A 19,682-nucleotide genomic window follows, 5' to 3' on the forward strand; every position below is an offset into this window, starting at 1 on the left:
TCGGTTCGAGACAATATCGATGCACTACATTGGCGATCGATAAAGCTATGATAAGGTAATCATTAGGTCGGGGATGGGCAATTTATAGATGGCATTAAGGTTTACGCCCGCCGGTCGATGATGGTGCAATGTCACGCGCGATGCAGGTCAGGCCGCGAATTCCAGAACGGTGAGACGATCGGAGACTTCGATCCGCCCCACGCCGTCTTCCAGCGGGACGGACGCCGCCTGGCTGCCGCCTTCGTCATCGAAGCGGTGCACGGTGAGCGCATTCCGCCGGTCCCCGCACTCGACACGCAGGGAACGGCTCACCGGACCGCGCGTCGCCTGCGCGCCCCTGTCCCAACCGGAGACGCCCAGCCAGAGCGGCAGGAGGATCGTTCCGTCATCGCGCCGGAAGCATTGCCCCTGGACGTCCTCGTGGCTCCCGATTGTGGCGATCGGTCGGGGGGACGCCGGCCCCGGGGACGGGGCTGCGGCCGGTCCGCGCGAACCCGAGAACAGGGCGATGAGCGTCTTCACGGCCCGGTACGCCGCCGTCGGCCGGCCCTCGTGGGTCAGCAACCCGAAGGCGGATTCGGGATCGGCCGGACCGCGGCCGAAGCTGGAGCGAAGCTCGTAGATGTAGGTGCGCCGCATACCCGCCAGATAGGCGAACAGGAGCAGGCGCGGCATGTAGCGCGCCCGGATCGCCTCCGAGACCGGCAGATGCGCCGACGCCGTGGCCAGCGCCGTGTGATAGCCGGTCTCGGTGATGAGGCTCGCGACGCCGCCGCAGACCGGGACCATCGCCGCGCGAAAGCCGCCCAGACGCCCCGGCCCCCGCGTCTCGGGATGCTCCATGCCCGGATAGGGATGGAGGTTCGACAGATCCGCGAACCCCGCGAGGGGTTTGGCCAGGGCGATGTTGCCCTGGATGTAGCTCGGCGACGCGACGTCGATCCGTGATCCGGCCAGCTCGCGGCGCACCGTCTCGTGCAGGCCGCGCTGGTGCAGCCAGGACAGGGTCGGATTGAGCGTCGGATCCGCGAGGAGCGCGGGCTCGTTCCCGCCCTCGACGATGTCGATCGCCCCGTCACATTGCTCGTAGATCAGCGGCAGTGCGGAGGGGGGCGTGGTCACGTATTGATCGCTCGGATCATTGCAGACCGCCGAGAACCGGCACCCGAGGCGCGCCAGCTCGCGCATGCGCGTGTACAATGTGTCGGTCACGCCCGGCGCCGGACTGTAGACCCCTTGCCTGATCTGCTTGATCGAAAGATCTTCGATCGCCCTCAGGATCGAGCTCTCGTAATATCTGTCGTAGACGGTGCCCTTCTGGGCCAGATGCACATTGACACCGATCCGGCCGACGAAATCGGCGGCCCGCTCCGGCGGCGCATCGTACGTCCGGCGCTCATCCGCCCGCGTGGAGGAACCGGCCATCGTCGCGGCAGCCGTCGCGGCGAGACCCCGGATGATCAGCCTGCGGTTCAAGTCCATCATGCTGGTGACCGTCTCTCGGAGCCGCCGGTGCCGCCTATGACACGCTTCGCCCGCCAGAAACGCGCGTGCGGATCGTCGAAGGGCAGCAAGTCACAGGCCGGAAATTCAGTACTTTTGTGTTCCGAATTGGGGCCGGATGACACAAGATCGGTACAGAGCGGCACGCTTGCCTGGCGAGCAATGTATCGTAGATGCTGGCCCTATAGCTCCGCGCTGGTCTAGCCAAATTCGGCCTTTGACGCGGCGGCTGCGCGGCGGAATCGAGGGGCGTTTACGCCTGTTCGAGCGGTCGCACCCGCGCCCTCGCGTCAGCAAGCGCGCACACCGGAGCGGATCCGTGGCCGCCCGTCAGGCCCGCCCCTCGTGCACGGCGTGGCAAGCGACGCCATCGAGGAGCGCCGGCACCTCGGTCCGGCAGCGGTCGTTGGCGAGCGGGCAGCGCGGGTTGAAGGTGCAGCCGGGCGGCGGGTCGATCGGGTTCGGGATCTCGCCGGAAACCGGCACCCGGGCGCGGCCGACATGGGCGAGGTCGGGCACCGCGTCGAGGAGCATCCGCGTGTAGGGATGGCGCGGCGTCGCGAACAGGTCCCGGGCGGCGGCGACTTCCACGAGACGGCCGAGATACATCACCCCCACCCGGGTCGCCATGTGGCGGACCACGGCGAGGTTGTGGGAGATGAACAGGTAGGTGAGCCCCAGCCGGTCCTGCAGGTCGCGCATCAGGTTGAGGATCTGCGCCTGCACCGAGACGTCGAGCGCCGAGGTCGGCTCGTCGCCCACCAGGAACTCCGCCTGGCTCGCCAGTGCCCGGGCGATGGCCACCCGCTGGCGCTGGCCGCCGGAGAATTCGTGGGGGTATTTTCGCGCGTCGTCCGGGTGGAGCCCGACGAGGCCGAGCAGCTCGCTGACCCGGGCGCGGATCGCGCCCTCGCCGTGGATCAGGTTGAAGGCCCGGATCGGCTCGGCGATGATCTTTCCGACCCGCCAGCGCGGGTTCATGGACGCGTAGGGGTCCTGGAAGATCATCTGGATGCGCGCGCGCAGGCGCCTGCGGGCGGCGGCCTGGCGCGGGTCGGTCATCGAGACGCCGGTGATCGTCACCTCGCCGGCGGAGGGCGGCAGCAGGCCGACCACCATGCGGGCCACCGTGGACTTACCGGAGCCGGATTCGCCGACGATCGCGAAGGTCTCGCCCTTCTCGATCGCGAAGCCAACCCGGTCGACCGCCGTGAGGAATTTGCGCGGCTCGCGCTCGATCACCCGGTTGAGCCAGGGCTTCGAGACGTCGAACCGGCGGCGCAGATCGGTGACTTCGACGTAGGCGCTCACGCTGCGCGCTCCGCTGCATCGTACAGGTGACAGGCCACCCGGCTCGCATCGACCGGGATCGGCTCGGGCCGCTCGACGCGGCACCGGGCAAACACCTTCGGGCAGCGCGGGTTGAAGGCGCAGCCCTTCGGGATGGCGGTGAGCCGCGGCATCGAGCCGGGAATCTGGCTCAGCCGGTCGGCCTCCTGCGACAGGGTCGGGATCGCCCCCATCAGGCCGACCGCGTAGGGGTGGTGGGGCTTGGCGATCACCGAGGCGACCGGGCCGATCTCGGCCACCCGCCCGGCATACATCACCGCCACCCGGTCGGCGGCCTCGGCGATCACGCCCATGTCGTGGGTCACCAGCATCACCGCGGTGCCGTGCTCGCGGCACAGGCGCTTCAGCAGGGTGATGATCTGGGCCTGGACCGAGACGTCGAGCGCGGTCGTCGGCTCGTCGGCGATGATCAGCTCGGGCTCGGCGGCGAGCGCGAGGGCGATCACCACCCGCTGGCGCATGCCGCCGGAGAATTCGTGCGGGTAGCCATCGATGCGGCGCTCGGGGGCCGGGATGCCGACCTCGGCGAGCAGGTCGATGGCGCGGGTGCGGGCCGCCTTCGCCGACAGGTCGGTGTGGGTACGCAGGGTCTCGACGATCTGGTCGCCCACCCGGAACAGCGGGTCGAGCGAGGTCAGCGGATCCTGGAAGATCATGCCGATGCGCTTGCCCCGCACCCGCCGCATCGCCTCGGGGGAGAGGTTGTCGATGCGCTCGCCGCGTAAGGAGATCTCGCCGCCGGCGATCCGGCCGGGCCGGTCGATCAGGCCGATCACCGCCGAGCCGGTCACCGACTTGCCGGCCCCGGACTCGCCGACCACGCCCAGGATCTCGCCGCGGCCGATGTCGAACGAGACCCGGTCGATGGCGGTGAGCGGCCCGCGGCGGGTGTCGAAGGCGACCGTGAGGTCGCGGACGGAGAGGATGGTTTCGGTCATGGCGTGGCGGCTCCGGTGGCAACCGGGCGTCGGACAGGCGCTGCCGTCCTTGCGAGCGGAGCGAAGCAATCCAGCGGCGCCCCGTTCATCCAGGTCGCGCTGCCCTGGGTCGCTTCGCTGCGCTCGCGATGACGATGCCCGATCATTGCAGCTTTGGATTGAGCGCGTCGCGCAGCCAATCCCCCAGGAGGTTGATGGCGATGACCAGCCCGGCCAGCGCCAGCCCCGGGAAGGCGACGATCCACCACTCGCCGGAGAACAGGAACCGGTTGCCGGTGCGGATCAGCGTGCCGAGCGACGGCATGGTCTCGGGCAGGCCGGTGCCGAGGAACGACAGCGTCGCCTCGGTAATGATCGCGAGCGCGAGGTTGATCGTCGCGATCACGAAGACCGGGCCGGTGACGTTCGGCAGGACGTGGCGCACTAGGATCACCGGCGACGACAGACCGATCAGCCGGGCCGCCTGAACGTAATCCTTGCCCTTCTCGACCATCACGGAGGAGCGCACGGTGCGGGCGTACTGCACCCAGAAGGACAGGCCGATCGACACCACGATCAGCCCGATCAAGGGCCCGACATCGAGCGCGCTGCCAAAACTCGCCTTGGCGACGCCGTCCACCACCAGGGCGATCAGGATCGCCGGGAAGGTGAGTTGCACGTCGGCGACCCGCATGATCAGCGTGTCGACGGCCCCGCCCGCGTAGCCGGCGATCAGGCCGAGCGCGATGCCGAGGATCCCGGAAGTCACCACTCCGAGCACGCCAACGATCAGCGACAGGCGCAGCCCGTACAGCACCGCCGAGAGCACGTCCCGGCCTTGGTCGTCGGTGCCGAGATAGTAGGGGGCCTGTCCGTCCGCCTGCCAGATCGGCGGCAGGTTGGAGTTGATCAGGTCGAGCTGGGCCGGGTCGTAGGGGTTCTGCGGCGCGATCCACGGCGACGCGAAGGCCAGGCCGACCATCAGGACCGTGGCGATCAGCGCCGCCACCGCGGTTTTCGAGCGCAGAAAGTTCGCCAGCAGGTCGGAATCGCGCCAGCGCGCGAATCGCGAGGGCTTCGCCTCCGGCAGCGGGACCGGCGGGGCGTCGCCGACGTCGAGGTCGTATCCGCTCATCGGCCGCCCCTCACGCCATGTCCGGTTGAACGCTTCGGGGCGGCTGCCTCCGTCCTTGCAAGCGGAGCGAAGCAATCCAGGCGCGCCACGCCGACCGGACGCGCGCTGCCCTGGGTCGCTTCGCTGCGCTCGCGATGGCGGTGGAGGGACAGGCAAGCGGAGCGGTGCGTCATGTACAGTCTCACGCCGCCCGCCCGGTCGAGAGCCGCAGGCGCGGGTCGACCACCGTGTAGAGGATGTCGACCACGAGATTGATGGTCACGAAGATCAGCGCGACGAGCAGCAGGTACGCGGACATGATCGGGATATCGACGTTCTGCACGGCCTGGACGAAGAGCAGGCCCATGCCGGGCCACTGGAACACCGTCTCGGTGATGATCGAGAAGGCGATGACCGAGCCGAGCTGCAGCCCCGCGATGGTGATCACCGGCACCAGCGTGTTCTTGAGCGCATGGCGCAGGTGGACGGCGCGGGTGGTCAGCCCCCGCGCCCGGGCGAAGCGGATGTAGTCGGTGCGCAGGACCTCCAGCATCTCGGCGCGGACCAGCCGCATGATCAGCGTCATCTGGAACAGGCCGAGCGTCACCGAGGGCAGGATCAGCGCCTTGAGCCCGGAGGTGGTCAGGAATCCGGTGGTCCACCAGCCGAGCCGCACGGTGTCGCCGCGCCCGTAGGAGGGCAGCCAGCCGAGCGTCACCGAGAACAGGTAGATCAGCAGGATGCCGATCAGGAAGGTCGGCAGGCTGATCCCGATCAGCGAGACCGCCTGGAACAGCCCGGCGAGCCAGGAGTCGCGGCGGAGCGCGCAGTACACGCCCATCAGGATCCCGACCACCAGGGCGAAGATCGTGGCGCAGAAGGCGAGCTCCAGCGTCGCCGGCATGCGCTCGGCCAGCAGCTGCGAGACCGGCTGCCGGAACTGATACGAGATGCCGAACTGGCCGCGCACCACGTTGCCGGCGTAGCGGACGAACTGGACCAGCACCGGGTCGTCGAGGCCGAGATCCGTCCGGATCTGGGCCCGCTCGGCCACGGTGGTGTCGGGCCCGACGATCTGGTTCACGGGATCGCCCGCGAACCGGAACATCGCGAAGGCGATGAGCCCGACGACCGCGAGGACCGCGGCCGCCTGGATCACCCGGCGCAGCAGGAAGGCGAGCACGCCCGGCTCCTACTGCGGATCCTTCGACACCCAGTAGAGCAGGAGCAGGTTGTCGGCGCGCTGGGTCAGGTGGACCTTCTTGGACACGCCCCAGGCCAGAGCCTGCTGGTGCAGCGGGATGTAGCCCCAGTCGGCGTTGAGGACGTCGAAGCCCTCCTTGATCAGCGCGTCGCGCTTGGTCTTGTCGGTCTCGCCCTCGACCTTGTCGGCGATCTCGTCGATCTTCGGATCGCAGTAGCCCGCGAGGTTCCAGCCGCCGCGGCCCGACTTGTCGCCGGGTTTCCGGCAGCCGACGATCTCGTAGAGGATGTTGTGGCTGTCCAGCGAGGACGGGGTCCAGCCGAGCAGGTAGAACGAGGTGTCGTAGTTCGGCGCCAGCACCTTGGCGAAGTACTTGGCCTTCGGCTGGGCGTTGAGGTTCACCTTGACGTTGATGCGGGCCAGCATCGAAACCACCGCCTGGCAGATCGCCTCGTCGTTGACGTAGCGGTCGTTCGGGCAATCCATGGTGAGCGAGAACCCGTCCGGGTAACCCGCCTGGGCCATCAACTCCTTGGCCTTCTTGAGGTCAGTGGCCGGGCGCTTGAACTCGGCGCCGCGGTCGTAGAGGGCCGGGGCGATCATCAGCGCGGAGGGTACCGCCTGCCCGCGCATGACGCGCTTGGCGATCGTGTCCTCGTCGATGGCGAGGTAGAAGGCCTCGCGCACCTTGATGTCCTTGAACGGGTTCTTGCCCTTGACGCTCGAATCCTTCAGCTCGTCCCGGTCCTGGTCCATGCCGAGGAAGATCGTGCGCAGCTCGGGCCCGGCCATCACGGTGGCGGTGCCGCTGGCATTGACCCGCTGCTGGTCCTGCAGCGGCACGGGGTCGATCCAGTCGACCTCGCCGGAGAGCAGCGCGGCGACGCGGGTCGCCGGGTTGGCGATGGTGGTCAGCACCGCCTCGTCGAGGTTCGACTCGACCTTGCCCCAGTAGCCGTCGAACTTCTTGAACACGGTCTTCACGCCGGGCTGGTGCTCGGCGATCACGAACGGGCCGGTGCCGTTCTCGTGCAGGGTGGCGTAGCTCGGGCTGGAGGCGTTGGGCGGCGTCGGCTGGACGACGCCGTTCTTCTCGGACCACGCCTTCGACATGATCACCCAGGTCGGAAACTGGGCGATGGCGATCGGGTTCGGCTTCTTCAGCACCATGTCGACGGTGAAGTCGTCGACCTTCACGAACTCGGCGTCGGCCGGGACGTTCGTGGTGAAGTTCGAGCCCGTGGCCCGGACGCGCTGGGCGGAGAAGAGCACGTCGTCGGCGGTGAAGGGCGAGCCGTCGTGGAACTTGACGTTCTTGCGCAGGTGGAAGCGCCAGCGGGTCGGCTCGGGCGTCTCCCAGGATTCGGCCAGGGCGGGCGCGAATTTCAGGTTCTTGTCGAGGGTGACGAGGGGCTCGTAGGCCGCTTCCTGCATGCCTTCCGTAAAGCTCTCCTTGAGGGAGTACGGGTCGAGGGATTTCAGGTCACCCTGGAAGGCGAAGCGGAAGACGTTGGCGGCCTGCGCGGGCAGCGCGGCGAACGCGAACGTCGCGACCGCGACCGCGGACACGCCGCGGGCGAGAATCTTCAGGGCTGAACGGGACAAGCGGATCTCCGAGACCGTGAATGCGCCACCGGCCGGCAGCCCCGGCGGTGTCACCGCGGCGTCAGCAAGCATCGGACCATCCGTATACAAGACGATGGCCGAGCCTGTCGCGGCTGAGTGACATTAGTCGACTTTCAAAGTGCGTTTTCCCCGCCCGATCATGGCTAACGCATCGCGGGATTGACGCGGCGCCACACGCGCACCCCTCCCCCTCTGCGGGCTCCGACATTCCGACACCGCTAGCTGGGACGCGCTCTCCTCCCCTGGCGATCCCGGGCTTGCCCGGGATCGCTCAAGCTTGTGGGGAGGAGTTGGAGGCGGGGGTGGTTCAGAAGGCACCGTCACGCTCGATCCGGCACCACCCCCACCCCTGGCCCCTACCCACAAGGGGGGAGGGGAAAGTGCTTTACTTTTCAGGGTTCAGTCTGGGCTCGCCGCGTCGCGGCGATCGCCGCCTCACTCCGCCGCCACCCGCGCCGGCTCGTGCCGAGTCCGCGCCTCCGCCGCCTCGCCCTCCGCCACCGCCTTGCGCCGGAACAGGCGCATGACGACGACGAAGAACACCGGCACGAAGAACACCGCCAGCACGGTGGCGGTGATCATGCCGCCCATCACGCCGGTGCCGATCGCCTGCTGGCTCTTCGAGGCGGCGCCGGTCGCGATGGCCAGCGGCACCACGCCGAAGATGAAGGCGAGCGAGGTCATTACGATCGGCCGGAACCGGAGCGTCGCCGCCTCGATCGCGGCCCGCACCACCGAGGTGCCGGGCTTCCAGAGGTCACGCGCGAACTCCACGATCAGGATCGCGTTCTTGGCCGAGAGGCCGATGATCGTGATCAGCCCGATCTTGAAGTAGACGTCGTTGGGCATGCCGCGCAGGTACACGGCCGCCACTGCGCCGATGACGCCGAGCGGGATCACCAGCATCACCGAGACCGGGATCGCCCAGCTCTCGTAGAGCGCGGCGAGGCACAGGAACACGATCAGCACCGACAGGGCCAGCAGCAGGCTCGCCTGGCTGCCCGCCTGCTTCTCCTGGTAGGACTGGCCGGTCCAGGCGTAGCCGAAGCCCTTGGGCAGCTGGAGCATCAGCCGCTCCATCTCGGCGATGGCGTCGCCCGACGTGTAGCCGGGGTTGGGCTCGCCGGTGAAGCGCACCGACTGATAGCCGTTGAAGCCGACGATCTGGCTCGGCCCCATGCTCCATTTCAGCTCCGCGAAGGACGACATCGGCACCATGGTGTTGGTGGCGTTCTTCACCGCGTAGTTGAGGATGTCCGACGCGTTCATGCGCTGGAGCTGCTCGGCCTGGACGTAGACCCGCTGCATCTTGCCCCGGTTGGGGAAGTCGTTCGGGTAGACCGAGCCGAGGTTGAGCTGGATCGTGGCGTTGATGTCCTCGAACTTCACGCCGAGGGCGGCCGCCTTCTCGCGGTCGATCACCAGCTCCGCCTGCGGGGTCGGCGGCAGGCCCTCGATCTTCACCTTCTGGAGGATCGGGCTCTGCGTCGCCAGCTTCAGGAGCTGCTCCTGGGCCGAGAGCAGGGCCGCGTAGCCGCGGTTGGCCCGGTCCTGCAGGCGGAACGAGAAGCCCGCCGCGTTGCCGAGGTTGTCGACCGGCGGCGGCTCCTGGGCGTCCACGGTGGCGTCGCGGTAGGTGCTGAGCGCCGCGTTGGTGGCGGCCACGAGCGCGGCGGCCGAGTTCTTGGCGTCACGCTCGGACCACGGCTTCAGGGTGACGAAGGCCTGGCTGGTGCTCGGGGCCTGGCCGGAGAACGAGAAGCCGTTCAGCATCGTCACGGTGGCGACGCCGGGCTGCGCCAGCAGGTGCTCCTCGACCTTGCGGACCGCCTCCTGGGTGCGGTTGTAGGAGGCGCCCGGGGGCGTCTGGACGTCGACCGTGAAGAAGCCCTGGTCCTCCACCGGCAGGAAGCCCTCCGGCAGGTTGACGAAGGCGTAAGCGGTCCCCGCCACCAGCGCGAGGTAGACCAGCATCACCCGGCCGGACTTCCGGATGAACGCCGCGGTGCCGCGGCCGTAGCGGGCGGTCTCCCGGTCGACGAACCGGTTGAACATCCCGAACACGCCGCCCTTGGCGTGGCCGTGGCCCTTCTCGATCGGCTTCAGGAAGGTCGCGCAGAGCGCCGGCGTCAGCGACAGGGCGAGCAGCGCCGAGAAGCCAATGGAGGTCACCATGGCGATCGAGAACTGCCGGTAGATGATGCCCACCGAGCCGGGGAAGAACGCCATCGGGATGAACACCGCCACCAGCACCAGGGTGATGCCGATGATCGCGCCGGTGATCTGCCCCATGGCCTTCTTGGTGGCCTCCTTGGGGGGCAGCCCCTCCTCGTTCATGATCCGCTCGACGTTCTCCACCACCACGATGGCGTCGTCGACCAGGATGCCGATGGCCAGCACCATGCCGAACATGGTGAGCACGTTCACCGAGAAGCCCGAGATCCACATCACCGTGACGGTGCCCATGAGGGCGATCGGCACCACGATGGTGGGGATCAGGGTGTAGCGGATGTTCTGCAGGAACAGGAACATCACGAGGAAGACCAGCACCACCGCCTCGACGAGGGTGTGCAGCACCTTCTCGATCGAGGCCTCCACCGCCGGCGTGATGTCGTACGGGATGTCCCACTTCAGGTCCGGCGGGAAGAACTGGGACAGCTCCACCATCTTGGCGCGGATCGCGCGTGCCGTCTCGAGCGCGTTGCCGTCGGGGGCGAGCGTCACCGAGATGCCGGCGGCGGGGCCGCCGTTGAGGCGCGTCGAGAACTGGTAGGCGTCGCCGCCGAGCTCGATCCGGGCGACGTCGCGCAGGCGCACGTTCGAGCCGTCGGGATTGGCCCGCAGCACGATGGCGCCGAACTCCTCGATCGTGCCGAGCTGGCCCTTCACGATGATCGGCACTGTGAGCGCCTGCCGGGTCGGGCTCGGCTGCGCGCCGACCGAGCCGGAGGCGACCTGGATGTTCTGGTTGCGGATCGCGTCGGTCACGTCCGAGGCGCTGAGCGACAGCCCGCGCAGCTTGTCGGGGTCGACCCAGACGCGCAGCGACCGCTCGGTGGAGTAGAGGGTCGCGCGCCCGACGCCGGGGATGCGCCGGATTTCGTTGATGACGTTGCGGATCAGGAAGTCGCCGAGGCCGACCTCGTCCATCGACCCGTCCTTGGAGACGAGGGTGATGATGTTGAGGGTCGCGGCCGAGGCCTCCTCCACCAGGATGCCCTGCTGGCGCACCTCGGCCGGCAGGCGCGCTTCCACGCGCTTCAGCCGGTTCTGCACCTCGACCGAGGCCAGCGACGGGTCGGTGCCGGGCTGGAAGGTGGCGGTGATGTTGACCGAACCGAACGAGTCGGTGGTCGACTCGAAGTTCATGATGTTGGCGGCGCCGTTCAGCTCATCCTCGATGAGCCGGGTCGTGCCGATGTAGAGGCTCTCCACCGACGCGCCGGGATAGGCCGTCGACAGGGCGATGGAGGGCGGGGCGATCACCGGATACTGCGCCACCGGCAGGTTCGGGATGGCGAGCGCGCCGCCGAGGCAGATGAACAGCGCCACCACCCAGGCGAAGACCGGGCGGTCGATGAAGAAGCGGGCCATGGTCGGGCTCTCCCCGGCTCAGTGGCGCGGCTGGACGGCGGCGGCGCGCCGCGCGGCCTCCGCCTTGTCGCCGGAACCGTGGTCGCCGGGCGCGTCGGGCGCCTCGTCGGCATCGTGCTTCGGGCCGGTCTCGCCGTGGACCGGGGTCTGGTCGAGGGGCTTCACCTTGGCGCCGACGGTGATCTTCTGGAAGCCGTCGACCACGACACGTTCGCCGGCCTTCAGCCCCGAGCGGATCAGCCAGTTCTGCCCGACCACCGGTCCGACCTCGACAGGCTGGCGCATGACGGTCTCGTCGCCGCGCACCACCCAGACCTCGGCGCGGCCGTCGTCAGTGCGCTGGATCGCCTGCTGCGGCACCGCGATCGCGTCGGAATCAATGCCCTGCTTGATCCGCGCCCGCACGTACATGCCGGGGAACAGCTCGTCGTGCGGGTTGGGGAACTGCACGCGCAGGGTCACCTGCCCGGTGCTCGGGTCGGCGGTGACGTCCGAGAACAGCAGCCGGCCGGCCAGCGGGTAGAGCGAATTGTCGTCCATGATCAGGTGGACGTTGGCGGTGTTGTCCTCCAGCCGCGCCAGCTCGCCGCTGGCGAGGTCCCGGCGCAGGCGGTTCAGCTCGCCCACCGACTGGGTGATGTCGACGTAGATCGGGTCGAGCTGCTGGATCGTGGCCAGCGCCCCCGTCGAGCCCGGCTCGATCAGGGTGCCCTCGGTGAGCAGCGCCCGGCCGATGCGGCCGGTGATCGGCGCGCGCACGTCGGTCCAGCCGAGGTTGAGCTGCGCCCGGTCGCGGGTCGCCTTGGCGCCGGCGACCTCGGCCTCCGCCTGCTTCTTGGCCGCGTAGGCGGCATCGTACTGGGCCTGGCTCGCCGTGGCGCGGGTGAGCAGCTGCTCGAGCCGGTCGGCCTGCTGGCGCGCCAGCACGAGGGCCGCCTCCTGGCGGGCGAGCGCGGCCTCGGCGCTGGCGAGCTCGACCTCGTAGGGCGCCGCGTCGATCTTGTAGAGGATGTCGCCTTCCTTGACCTGGCTGCCCTGCTCGAACAGGCGCTTCACCACCAGACCGGAGACCCGGGACCGGACCTCGGCGATGCGCATCGGTGCGACGCGGCCCGGCAGATCGCGCAGGTAGGGGATCGCCTGCGGCTCCACTTTGACGAAGCCGACCTCCGGCACGGGCGGCGGCGGCGGCGCGGCGGCCTGCTTCGGGTTGCAGCCGGCGAGGCCGACCATGAGAAGGGCCGCGGGCAGGAGGGCGGTCGCGCGGGCCGAGGCGCAGAACGCGGACGGAATTCTAGCGGACAGAGTGCGGGTCACGATTACCGACGCTCCTGAAAGCATGCGTCTGCTGAGGCTGGCGCGGAGCAGGAGCCCGCGCATCGTCGAGGCAGATCCCGGGACCGGTCGCGCGACCGGTCGGACGGAGATCAGGACAGGCGCGCGCTGGCGCCGGCCTCGCGGGCCGGGGCGCGCGTCAGGCCAGCCGTGGCGGCCGGTGCAGCGCGCCGTCCGGCGCGGAGGCCGGCACGGCGTCGGATCGGTGATCGAACGATGCGAAGACAGTAAGACCGGGCCGCGGCGCCTCGACCGGCGGGCGCGGCAGCCCGAGTTCGGTGAGGATCTCGCAGTCGGCGGCACAGAGATCGGTGCGGCCGAAGGCCGACCGCTCGGCCTCGGGCTGCGCGTCCGGCGCGCCCGACAGCATCGCCAGGCGCGGGCTCGCGAGGGCGCAGGACGGCCCCATTGTCGGCGCGGCCACGGCCGGCGCAGGCGCGGTGACCATTGCGGCCGTCGCGAGGACGAGCAGCGCCAGCACGGCGAGGCCCCGGGCGAGGCGGTCCGGCAAGGCCACGACAAGACGGGCCAGAAGGGCGACGGATCGGATCACGGAACCGAGATAAGCACGGCTGTCGCCCGGCGCAATCACCCACGGCGTCGCGCCGGTTCCGAAGCCGCTCCGAACGAGGCCTTGCGCGATAACGAGACCTTGCGCGCGATGAGGCGCCGCGCGAGAGTGCGCCCATGTCGGTTGAGACCCTGTACAGCCTGCGCCGTGCCGAGCCCGCAATCCGGGACCTCGACCGCGTCGTGCTGCTCGATCAGGCCGTGACCGATGATGGCGACGCGATGCCGGCTGGCACGGAAGGGACGGTGGTCTACGTGACGCAGGACGTACGGACCCTCATCGTCGAGTTCGCCGAGCCGGAAGGTGCTCTGGCGACCATCCCGGCCGCATCCACCGCCCTGGCCGACCGCCACGCCGGGTGAATACGCGCCGGCCGATCCCCGAGAACCTCACCGTTCCCGGCGGCAAGATCGGCGGTTATCTCTTGAATCCGGCTCACCCGAGCGGCGGTTCGAAAGCCAAGTTCTTCCGCGACCTCGGCTTCAGCGCCTAAGACCCCGTCGGCTTCGCCGATGCCGTCTTCGAACATGTCGGTGATCCGGATACCGGTAAGGCGTTCGTCGACACCGGCGGTTTGACCAAAATGGTCTGCGAGGGTCCGCTTCGGACGCCGAGCGGCCGTTGGACCCGCATCCGCAGCGTGTGGGTCATCACGGGCGCGAACGACGCGCAGCTCGTCACAGCGGTGGCCGCCCGGGATCGTCCCCGGACGTCGCACAGGCCGTGAGATCCCACCGGATCGGCCCGGCCCTCTTCTCGGAAGGCTCTGAGCCAAGCCAAAGTCCCGTGCCGAGGAACGGGTGTTGCCGACACCACACAGCCACGCCTGGAAGTGCCCTCCCCGGCCGCTCGGCCTCAACCTTGCCGCGAAGTCCGGGCCGGGTCGCCCGACGCGCGTGGGGCCGCCGCAACGGCCCGCGCCACGACCGACGGAGGATGGAGACCATGTCGAGACGGATCGCGATGCTCGGGCTCGCGGGACTTCTGCTCGGGAGCGCCCCAGCGGCGGCGAACCCGCTGGACCGGGGCCCGATCGCCGACTTCCTCAACGTCTTCCGCAGCCAGGCGATCCCGCGCGAGACGGTGGCCTGGACCGGCAAGGAGAAGCCCGGCACCATCGTGGTCTCGACGCGCCAGCGGCGGCTCTACTACGTGCTCGGCGGCGGCGCGGCGATCCGCTACGGCGTCGGCGTCGGCCGGCAGGGCTTCTCGTGGTCCGGCACCAAGACCGTCACCATGAAGAAGGAATGGCCGGATTGGCGCCCGCCGCAGCAGATGCTGGCCCGCCGCCCCGACCTGCCGCGCTACATGGCCGGCGGCCAGGACAACCCGCTCGGCGCCCGCGCCCTGTATCTCGGCTCGTCGCTCTACCGGATTCACGGCTCGAACGAGCCCGAGACGATGGGCGCGGCGGTCTCGTCCGGCTGCATCCGCATGACCAACAAGGACGTGGTCGACCTCTACGACCGGGCGCGCGTCGGCACCAAGGTGGTCGTGCGCGACTGACCCGCTGTGCGCGAGCAGGCATCGGTACGCGGTCAGGGTCGCCTGATCACCGCGTCCCGACCCCGCATGCGTGAGGTTGTCCAAGCAGGCTCCCTGCGGCGACGCGTCGGCGGTCCGTGCCGGACGGCATGCACCAGCCGACGTGTCGGCGACCAACGGTGGCGGCGGTCGAGAGACCCGCCGCCAGGCCGTTGCTTCCGGATGCACCGTGAGCCTTGGCGCGTTCTGCTCGATCGGGACCGCAACACGCGTCAGGATCTGGGATTTCCCAGCCGATGGCCGTCGGAAGCTCTCGCCGGCCAAACACAGCCGTGCCGCGATCAAGCGATGAAGGCTCTCCGTGGTCCGATCGGCATTCTGAGGTCGCCGAGAGGCACGGTGCAGGCCGGGCGCGGCGGAAAGACGTGGCGCGTGGTCTTGTAGGGATAGAGCTGGCCGCTGCGGGCGCGGGCAAGGACCTCCTGGCGGGTCGGCGCGATCTGCGCGCGCCACGACAGCAATTCGACGTCCGCATAGTCGAAGACGTAGACAGGGACCCTGGTGAGCCCCAGCGCGATGGCGGCTGCGAGGCGATGGTGGCCATCAAGGAGCGCATGGGCGGTTCCTTCGATGCAGATCGGTTGGGTCCAGGCGTCCTCCTCCAGGATCATCGCCACAACCTCCCGCACGCGGGACGGGAGTGTCTCTTCCGTCGGGCGCAGCACCGCGATCGGCAGATGAACGCAGTCCAGGTTGCTCATGGCCGGCTCCACATCGGCGGCAGCACGCAACGGCTTCAGGATCGACGCACCCGCAGCAGGAGGCCGCAGGAGACGAGGTACAGAACCGCGACGATGGGGAAGACGGCGGCGGCTCCCGCCGTCTGGGTGACGAGGCCTCCGAGGGCGACGCCGGCCATGGAGGCGACCTGCGTGGTGCTCTGCACGACACCCAGGATGTGGCCCTGACGATGCGCCGCCGCCTCGCGCGAGATGAGGCCGGTGAGGACCGGCGTCGTGGCGCCGAGGAGCACGCCCCAGAGGCCGTAGCTCGCCGCGAAGATTGCCACATGGGCCGTGGTTCCGGCGGCCAGCACGGTCGCGGCACAGGCGAGGGCAACGGCGGCGATGCCGGCGAGCGCCCTGGGCCGGGGGAGGCCCTCGAAGATCCGCGCCCAGAGCGCCGCGGACGCGATGAAGCCGCCCGCCATGAGGCCGTAGCACAGGCCGACGACCCAGTTCTCGACCCCGAAGGTCGTGCGCACGTAGAGGGCGAACGGCATCTGCGGCATGAGCCGGCTGGCGATCAGGCCGCCCTGCGCGAGCAGGAGACTGGCGATCACCGGATTGCGCCAGGCTGCGGCGGGCGCCGCTTCGGCGCGCGCGGTTTGCGGAGCCGCGGTTCCGCTCGGCAGGAGGGCGAGCACGGCGAGGCCGCAGGCCGCGCACAGCCCCGAGGCGGCGGCGTTGATCCAGAAGAAGCTCGCATGGTCGAGGATCACGCCGCCGAGCACGGCCCCGCCCAGGGAGCCGACATTGGTGGAGACCTGCAGGAAGGCGAACAGGCGGCCCCGGCGCTCGGCGGCCACGAGGCCGACCCCGTAGGCCTGGGCCGGGGCCGAGAAGCCGGCGCAGGCCCCCTGCACGAAGCGGAGCAGGACGATCGCCCAGGCATCGCCCGCGAGGGCCAGGCCCAGCTGGGTGAGCGCCACGCCCGCCAGGGCGCGGACCATCATCAGCTTGTGGCCGTAGCGGTCGCCCATCCGTCCCCAGAGGCTGCCGGTCAGGGCGATTCCCAGCATCGGGGCAACGTAGGTGCCGGTGGACGCGACGCCGAACACGGTCTCCGACGTGCTGAGCTCCCGGAGGCGCAGCGGCCAGAACGGCCCGCTCATCTCCATGGCGCCCATGGTGACGAGCTGGATCGCGAACAGCAGGCGGACGGTGCCGGTCGAGCCTGACATGTCAGCAGCCACAGGTCGCCGGATCGAGGGGGTTCGGCAGGGCGTGCTGGAGCCGATAATCGCTGTAGCGCAGGAGATGCATGCGCAGCAGCGAGCGAGCGGTCCAGGGCGCGCGCAGGAAGGCGTCGCGCTCCGCCGACCAGAGCGCCGGCTCGACCCGATCCGCCACCGCCGCGAAGGCCGCCTGCGTCTCCGCGCCCAGGATCTCCCAGAGCCGGGTGGCCGGCAGCGCGTACGCGGCGGTCAGGGCCAGGGCGAGTTCGTGCAGGTGGCAGACGAAGCACGCATTGAGGACGAGGGCGCGGACGGGCTCGATATCGTCGCGGAAGACCGTCGGCAGGATGCCGGGGTACCGGTAGGGCTCGAGCGTCAGCCCGCGCTCCTCGAGGAGCGGCGCGAAGGTCCGCCCGTCCCCGAAATCGCGCACGAGGATCCGCAGCGGCTGACCGTCGGAGTCGAAGACGATGCTGGTATTCTGCTGGTGCGCCTCCAGGCCGATTCCGTAGAGGAGGTAGATCGCCAACACCGGCTGCACGACCGTGCGGGCATAAGCCCGGAAGAACGCCTCCGGATCGCCGTTCCCGATCAGGGCGGTCACGAACGGCCGTCCCGTATCCGGGAGTGCGGTGAAGAGGGCCGCAACCGGCACGTGCAGGTTGCCCGCGCAGGCCGCGAAGGCGGGGGCCGTCGCGCGGAACACCACCGAGAGGTTCTTCCCCGGCGCGTCGTCGCGATCGACCGCGTGACGGTAATGATAGGCGACCTCCTCGGGATAGATCGCCAGCCGGCCGCCAAAGCCCTGTTCGCGGTCCAGGATGGTCGCGATGACGGCGCTGTTGCGCGGTCCCATGTGGATCGACTTCGCCTGCAGGCTGCGCTGCTCGCTCGTCATCCAGAGGGCGATCGGGAGCTTGATGAACGGCGCGTCCGGCGGTCCTTCGGGCATCATCGTGCGGAACGACATGCTCGGCGCGGTCTCGATCTCCGGCCCGTCGAGGATCAGGATCTCCTCGGCCGTCGCGTCGGCGAAGTGCGCGCGCACGAAGGCTTCGAGGTGCCAGGCGTGGATGGGCAGGGGCAGCCAATCCGCGGCGTCGAGGCCACGGGCCACGAGACCGGCCCGCCAAGGCTCCCACGTCTCGGGAAAGGCCGACGCGAACCACGCGTGGACGCTCGTCACGTGCGGCATCGTCTCGGTATGGGCCATGTCGGCCCTGAGGGCTGCGACCCGGACGGGGACGCGGGCCGCGAATTCCGGCGACAGGGCGGCGACCTCGGCCTCGCTCAGCCCGGGGCGCGTTTTCCAGGTGGGGTAGAAGGGATGCCCATCGAGGGCGCCCCATTGATCGAGCAGGATCGCGGTCGCGCGCACGTCGCTGTGCCGCCGCAGGTAGGTCGGAAGATCCGCCGCGCCGGCCTCGCGGATGCGGCGCGCGAGGTCCCGGTTCCAGTTCTGCCGGTGTCGGCGCGCCGCGACGTCGTTGGCGATGCTGTTGGCCATGTCGGCCTTCAGCCCGGCGAGGCCCTCCGGGCTCGGCGTGACGTCGAACTGATCCTGGACCAGGTCCAGGAACATGTCCGGATCCGCCACCGGTTCGCGCGCGCCGCTTGCCCGGACCCGCGTGATCGGACCGTGCAGGACGATCGTGCGGGCCGGTGCCACGACCAGATGCGCGAAGTGGAGATGGGCGCTTCCATCCACGAGCGGGAACCGCGCCTCACGTCCGTCGGGCGACAGAGCGAGGCGCGTCACGTCGAGGATGTTCTCGGCGAACAGGCAGCGCACCAGCCGGCGCAGGGCGTTGCGACGCGCATGGGCGAGCACGGTGGCCTCTTCCGGACGTGCGGGGGCGGCGACGGCAGAAGACGGGCCGGTCATTGCGCGGCTCCCGGCCAAGCCCGAGGCAGATAGGAGAGCGGCTCGCCCACGACGCCGCCCATGTAGCCGAGCGCCCAGCGGTGGATCTCGTCGAGGTGGGGGACGGGCACGGACAGGCCCGCGGCCATCCGCACGAGGAGGCCGAGCCCGTAGACCACGTCCTCCCGGAAGGCGCGGCTCGTCCGGTCGATCACGAAGCCGCCCGCGGCCGGGTCATGGACCAGCGGCGCCCGGATGCCGGCATAGGCCCGGTTCGTGCGCAGGATCGTGAGCATCGTGGCGGGGTCGGCGATCTGGTTGCCGTAGGCCTCGATGATCTCGGTTCCGAGCGGCTTGACCGAACTGAGGTCGATCCCGAAATGCCCCGCGGCGGCGCGGCGCAAAGCCTGGTTCTCGGCGTCGCAGCGCTCCAGGAAATAGGCCCCGAGCTCGGGGCAGTCCGTCCACCAGCAGAAGTCTTCGGGCAGCGTTCGGTCGCGCCACTGGCCGTAGGGACCGACGAGGCCGTAGACCACCGCGCCGTGCATGATCGGGTTGCCGGGGGTCAGGGTGATCTCGAGGTAGTCCTGCAGCATCTCCACGGGCGCCTCGAACAGCCGGCCCAGATGCGCGGCGAGTTCGGCACGGGCCTCCCGGCTCTCCCGGCGATGGGTCGCGGCGTGGAGCCTCTGCTTGGCCCCGCCCATCCGCACGCTGCGGCCGGGCACGAGGTCGAAGGCGGTGTGCGGCACGTCCTTCAGGCCCCAGATCACCGCGTTCGGCCGGTTGGCCAGGATGTCGGCGGCCAGCCAGTCGAACCCGCAGAAGCCCGGGATCGCGCCGACATAGACCGGTCTGTCACGGCGCAGGTGCGGGCCGATCGCCCGCAGCACGGCAGGCCGCGCGTCGGCCGGCACCGTGATCACCACCACGTCCGCGTGGCGCACCGCGCTGGCGGGATCCGTACCCACCTGCGCGGGCTCTCCGGGCAGGGCCGATCCGTCCGGCAGGCGGGCGACGATCCCGCCCGCGGCGCCGCCGACGACCGCCGGATTCGACGTGAGCCAGGAGACCCGCACGCCGGGTTGGCGGCTGAACAGCACCGCGTTGAGGTGGCCGGTTCGGCCGCCGCCACAGATCGTGACGTTGAGGGGCGTCATCG

At 69.7% G+C, this 19,682-nt stretch carries 16 protein-coding genes; 3 read left to right on the forward strand and 13 right to left on the reverse strand.

From position 1 onward, the window contains the following. Positions 1-147 precede the first annotated feature (147 nt). The 9 genes from AC3WSN_RS21085 to AC3WSN_RS21125 all read right to left on the reverse strand — a co-directional run bounded on the left by AC3WSN_RS21085 (position 148) and on the right by AC3WSN_RS21125 (position 13,196). Positions 148-1,485 (reverse strand): hypothetical protein, encoded by a 1,338-nt coding sequence (locus AC3WSN_RS21085; protein ID WP_492540550.1) that lies wholly within the window; start codon positions 1,483-1,485, stop codon positions 148-150. A 348-nt stretch (positions 1,486-1,833) separates the two neighbouring features. Then, positions 1,834-2,814: an ABC transporter ATP-binding protein gene (locus tag AC3WSN_RS21090; protein ID WP_492540552.1), complete on the reverse strand. Its 981-nt coding sequence runs from the start codon at positions 2,812-2,814 to the stop codon at positions 1,834-1,836. Next, positions 2,811-3,791, reverse strand: a complete 981-nt coding sequence (locus AC3WSN_RS21095) for an ABC transporter ATP-binding protein (RefSeq protein ID WP_010684849.1) — start codon at positions 3,789-3,791, stop codon at positions 2,811-2,813. The genes AC3WSN_RS21090 and AC3WSN_RS21095 overlap by 4 nt, the downstream gene beginning before the upstream one ends. 142 nt (positions 3,792-3,933) lie before the next feature. Further along, complete coding sequence (locus AC3WSN_RS21100) at positions 3,934-4,905, reverse strand: ABC transporter permease (RefSeq protein ID WP_192710742.1); 972 nt, start codon at positions 4,903-4,905, stop codon at positions 3,934-3,936. A 181-nt stretch (positions 4,906-5,086) separates the two neighbouring features. Then, entirely contained in the window at positions 5,087-6,067 is a 981-nt protein-coding gene (locus tag AC3WSN_RS21105) for an ABC transporter permease (protein WP_192710741.1), read from the reverse strand. A gap of 9 nt (positions 6,068-6,076) precedes the next feature. After that, on the reverse strand, positions 6,077-7,693 hold the full coding sequence (locus AC3WSN_RS21110; RefSeq protein ID WP_192710790.1) for an ABC transporter substrate-binding protein: 1,617 nt from the start codon (positions 7,691-7,693) through the stop codon (positions 6,077-6,079). Between the two features lie 456 nt (positions 7,694-8,149). Then, entirely contained in the window at positions 8,150-11,308 is a 3,159-nt protein-coding gene (locus tag AC3WSN_RS21115) for a multidrug efflux RND transporter permease subunit (RefSeq protein WP_492540555.1), read from the reverse strand. 18 nt (positions 11,309-11,326) lie between these two features. Then, positions 11,327-12,541, reverse strand: coding sequence for an efflux RND transporter periplasmic adaptor subunit (locus AC3WSN_RS21120; RefSeq protein WP_373622836.1), 1,215 nt, complete (start codon positions 12,539-12,541; stop codon positions 11,327-11,329). A 241-nt stretch (positions 12,542-12,782) separates the two neighbouring features. After that, positions 12,783-13,196, reverse strand: a complete 414-nt coding sequence (locus tag AC3WSN_RS21125) for a hypothetical protein (protein WP_492540557.1) — start codon at positions 13,194-13,196, stop codon at positions 12,783-12,785. A 134-nt stretch (positions 13,197-13,330) separates the two neighbouring features. Between AC3WSN_RS21125 and AC3WSN_RS21130 the strand changes: the two genes are divergently transcribed. From AC3WSN_RS21130 to AC3WSN_RS21140, 3 genes are all read left to right on the forward strand, one after another. Further along, positions 13,331-13,576, forward strand: coding sequence for a DUF4926 domain-containing protein (locus AC3WSN_RS21130; protein WP_492540559.1), 246 nt, complete (start codon positions 13,331-13,333; stop codon positions 13,574-13,576). Continuing rightward, on the forward strand, positions 13,573-13,707 hold the full coding sequence (locus AC3WSN_RS21135; protein ID WP_373622102.1) for a DUF6883 domain-containing protein: 135 nt from the start codon (positions 13,573-13,575) through the stop codon (positions 13,705-13,707). The genes AC3WSN_RS21130 and AC3WSN_RS21135 overlap by 4 nt, the downstream gene beginning before the upstream one ends. Positions 13,708-14,159: 452 nt before the next feature. Continuing rightward, positions 14,160-14,720: a L,D-transpeptidase gene (locus AC3WSN_RS21140; protein ID WP_192710737.1), complete on the forward strand. Its 561-nt coding sequence runs from the start codon at positions 14,160-14,162 to the stop codon at positions 14,718-14,720. A 320-nt stretch (positions 14,721-15,040) separates the two neighbouring features. On the opposite strand, the gene AC3WSN_RS21145 is transcribed toward AC3WSN_RS21140, so the two are convergent. Genes AC3WSN_RS21145 through AC3WSN_RS21160 form a run of 4 tightly spaced genes read right to left on the reverse strand, consistent with a single transcriptional unit; the run spans position 15,041 to position 19,680 of the window. Then, a complete protein-coding gene (locus AC3WSN_RS21145; protein WP_492540562.1) occupies positions 15,041-15,460 on the reverse strand; it encodes a ParB N-terminal domain-containing protein in 420 nt (139 codons plus the stop codon). Positions 15,461-15,495: 35 nt separating this feature from the next. Further along, positions 15,496-16,662, reverse strand: a complete 1,167-nt coding sequence (locus tag AC3WSN_RS21150; protein ID WP_492540564.1) for an MFS transporter — start codon at positions 16,660-16,662, stop codon at positions 15,496-15,498. Position 16,663: 1 nt separating this feature from the next. Then, the gene (locus AC3WSN_RS21155) at positions 16,664-18,541 is read right to left on the reverse strand and encodes an IucA/IucC family protein (RefSeq protein WP_492540566.1); all 1,878 of its coding nucleotides are present in this window, start codon (positions 18,539-18,541) and stop codon (positions 16,664-16,666) included. Continuing rightward, positions 18,538-19,680, reverse strand: coding sequence for an NAD/NADP octopine/nopaline dehydrogenase family protein (locus AC3WSN_RS21160; RefSeq protein ID WP_492540568.1), 1,143 nt, complete (start codon positions 19,678-19,680; stop codon positions 18,538-18,540). The genes AC3WSN_RS21155 and AC3WSN_RS21160 overlap by 4 nt, the downstream gene beginning before the upstream one ends. Positions 19,681-19,682 lie beyond the last annotated feature (2 nt).

It is taken from the genome of Methylobacterium sp. FW102-HT35C08 (genome assembly GCF_058790235.1).